The 3111-nt window shown below is 60.7% G+C and carries 3 protein-coding genes; all 3 read left to right on the forward strand.

Annotated features, from left to right (window positions below; genetic code table 11):
• Nucleotides 1-182 precede the first annotated feature (182 nt).
• The gene (locus tag ACHFGA_RS05635) at nucleotides 183-863 is read left to right on the forward strand and encodes a hypothetical protein (protein WP_394281440.1); all 681 of its coding nucleotides are present in this window, start codon (nucleotides 183-185) and stop codon (nucleotides 861-863) included.
• Complete coding sequence (locus ACHFGA_RS05640; protein ID WP_394281441.1) at nucleotides 860-2206, forward strand: serine/threonine-protein kinase; 1347 nt, start codon at nucleotides 860-862, stop codon at nucleotides 2204-2206. The genes ACHFGA_RS05635 and ACHFGA_RS05640 overlap by 4 nt, the downstream gene beginning before the upstream one ends.
• 150 nt (nucleotides 2207-2356) lie before the next feature.
• A partial coding sequence (locus tag ACHFGA_RS05645) for a PhoX family protein (RefSeq protein WP_394281442.1) occupies nucleotides 2357-3111 on the forward strand: 755 nt, incomplete at its 3' end.

Below are 3111 nucleotides of genomic sequence, written 5' to 3' on the forward strand. Positions count from 1 at the left end.
TGCTGCTGCCACCGCCGCCGACATCACACGCTGTTAACAGGGCCGTGGCGGCGAGGAGAGGGAGGATTCGGCTGAATGTGGACGATCGCATGCTGCCTATACTAGTTGAACCGTTTAAGATGTTGAGGAAACTGTGACGGCACTGTGATGGCTCGGTGTATTCAAAGGAAGGTGTACGGACTGTGCTTCACCCTGGGCAACTGTATATCGATGATCTTGCGGGGTCCACGATTCTTCTGACCCCTGGCACATCGGTGGTGGTGGGACGCGAAGGAAATTTCAAAATCTGCACGGGCGATATGGCGATGCACCGTAAATTTTTGCAGTTTTGGGATGTCGATGGTGCATGGCAGGTACACAATATGGGGTCGCGCCTCGTCGCCACGTTCGCGGCCACGGGCAACTCCGAGTACTACACACCCATACGCCTGTCGCCGGGGCAGTCCCTTCCGGTGCCTCTGGGCTATTCGACGATCACCTTTGAGACTCCGCTTATGCCCTACGAAATGGAAATCACTAATGCGCGCACGGCCCGTCCGCCGCAGCAAGCGCACCCTGGCTTCGTCGGCCTAACGGAGCACCATTTCGAACCGACCGAGGAGCAGTTCGTGCTGCTGCGCGCCTTGGCGCTGCCGGCGCTTCAGAATCCGACGGAGCCCGCCCACCGGGTGGTCCCCAGCATCAGCCAGTTAGCCGAGGCGCTGGGGTGGAGCGAGAAGAAGACGAACCGCAAAATGGCCAACATTGTTGATGCGTTGGCCCAGGCCGGGGTGCCCGAGTTTCAGCCCGGGCCAACGCGGGTGAATTGGCGTATCCCGTTGGCGCGCTACGCGGCTGAGGTCTGGGGACACACGCTGCGATGAGTAATCATCCCCTCTCTGCTGACCAGCGCGCACAGTTCATCGCCGACGCCCGCGCAAAACATTACGAGGTCACGGGCCAGCTCGGAAAAGGTGGCATGGGCACGGTATTCGCGGCCCGCGATATGCATTTGGACCGGGAGGTCGCCCTGAAGGCGATTCAGCCGCACTTGATGTCTCAGCCGCAAGCAAAGAAGCGATTTACCGATGAAATGCACACGATGGCGAAGCTCAATCACTCTGGGATCGTCACGATTTATGCCGGGGGAATCACAGCTAGGGGCGTGCCATATTTCGCGATGGAGCTGGTCAAGGGACAAAGCCTCGCGGACTACTTGCGTCAGCGCAGCCGACCCCTGTCGCTGCAGGAGACCGTCCGCATCTTGCGCCCCATCGCCTCTGCGCTGGACTATTTACACTTTCCACCTGCGGACCGTAAAACGATCGTGCACCGCGATATCAAGCCGGGCAATATTTTGCTGTCATCGGAGGGAGCGAAGCTGACCGATTTCGGGATCGCCTTAGAGTCTGAGGTGACCCGCTACACCGCCGAGGGCCTGATCATCGGCACCGATGCGTACATGGCCCCGGAATTGTTCGGCGGCGGCGCATCGCTAAATCAGCCCGCGCCTGGACCCACGCCAAGTTCGGACCGCTACGCCCTCGCCCTCGTCGCCTTCGAGATGTGCACCGGGGTGTCGCTACGGGACCGCTTTCAGGCTGCGGCGTGGCGCGGCCCTCGAAAAATCAAGCTTCTGGGAGCACCCGCACACAAGGTATTTGAGCGTGCGCTTCACGACGATCCCTCGCGCCGTTTCACCAGCTCCACTGAGTTTCTCGATGCTCTTCTTGCCCCGCAAGAGTCTGGGAAGCGCTCGTCGACAAGCAAGAAAGTCCTGGCGACGCTAGGGGTCATCGTGCTGGGCGTCGGGGTGGGTGCGGCGCTGCTGTGGCCGTCGACATCCCCATGGGAGCCGTCGGAGCGGGTGATTGCTGCGGCACTTCCGGCGCTGGTCAGCGACGAGGAGGGTGGCTCGGGGTGGCGGGAAGCGACCTGCGAGAGCGCTCGCCCGGATGAGGGGCAGCTGGCGAAGATCGTGTGCCGCAACGGGGCCGAGGCTTTCACGGTGGTCGACTACGGAACCCAGGAGAGCCGGGATGAGAAGATCCCGGCGGAGGGGGCGCAGAGGTTTTCTTCCGCTGGGTGTTCGATGCGCTCGGCGGAGATCTCGGGCACGCAGGTGCCGACGTTCACGGTGCTTCCCGACGACGAGACCGGCCGTTTTGCGGTGTCCCTCGCGAGCGATCTTGCTGAGTCGATTCGTTTGTCGATGCCGGTATGTTAACTTCCCTATCGGTTAGATAGGCAAAATAACCCCGCTACTATTCACCAACTTGTCTCCCAGATTTAGCGGACTGGTCATATCCGCCTCCTAGGCTTTCCTCAGTCCTGAGATATGGAACTACCACCGATGAACATTCCAGAGGAGACACCCATGGCGTTTAAGGGCCTGAACCTGTTGGCCAACCCATTTCAGTCAAGCCGTTCACGCTTGACCTGTACCTATAAGTGCGGCAACGCCTGCTTCGGCGAGTGCAAGAACACTACTGATAATGAATACTTCGGCGACATGACTCGTCGTAATGTGTTGAAGGCCGGCGGCCTGTCCGTCGTCGCTGTTGGTGGCGGTGTAGCCCTGGCAGCCTGCTCCCCGGCAGAAGAAAATACGGCGGCTTCCTCCTCCGCTGCAGGTTCGTCCTCCTCTGACGCAGCGCCGACCTCCGAGGCGCAGGTGGAGCACGTCTCCGTCGAAGGCATGCAGTTCGAGCCAGTCGCGCCGAACACCACCGACGACGTGACCGTGCCAGAAGGCTACGAGTACTCCGTGCTGATCGCCTGGGGCGACCCAATGTTCGAGGGCGCACCAGAATTCGATATCAACAACCAGACCGCTGCCGCGCAGGAACAGCAGTTCGGCTTCAACAATGACTTCCTGGGCCTGTTCGAGCACCCAGAAGACCCCAACAAGATGGTCTACGTGTGCTCCCACGAGTACACCACCGAGCCACAGATGCACCCGAACTACGACGTAGAAAATCCTACCGAGGAGCAGGTCAACATCGGTCTGGCAGCGCACGGCCAATCCATCCTGGAGGTCTCGAAGGTAGAAGGCACCGGCGAGCTGAAGGCAGAGTTCGGCCCGCTGAACCGCCGCATCACCGGCACCACCCCAATGACCTTCTCCGGCCC

This window comes from Corynebacterium sp., assembly GCF_043426755.1.
GTDB lineage: Bacteria > Actinomycetota > Actinomycetes > Mycobacteriales > Mycobacteriaceae > Corynebacterium.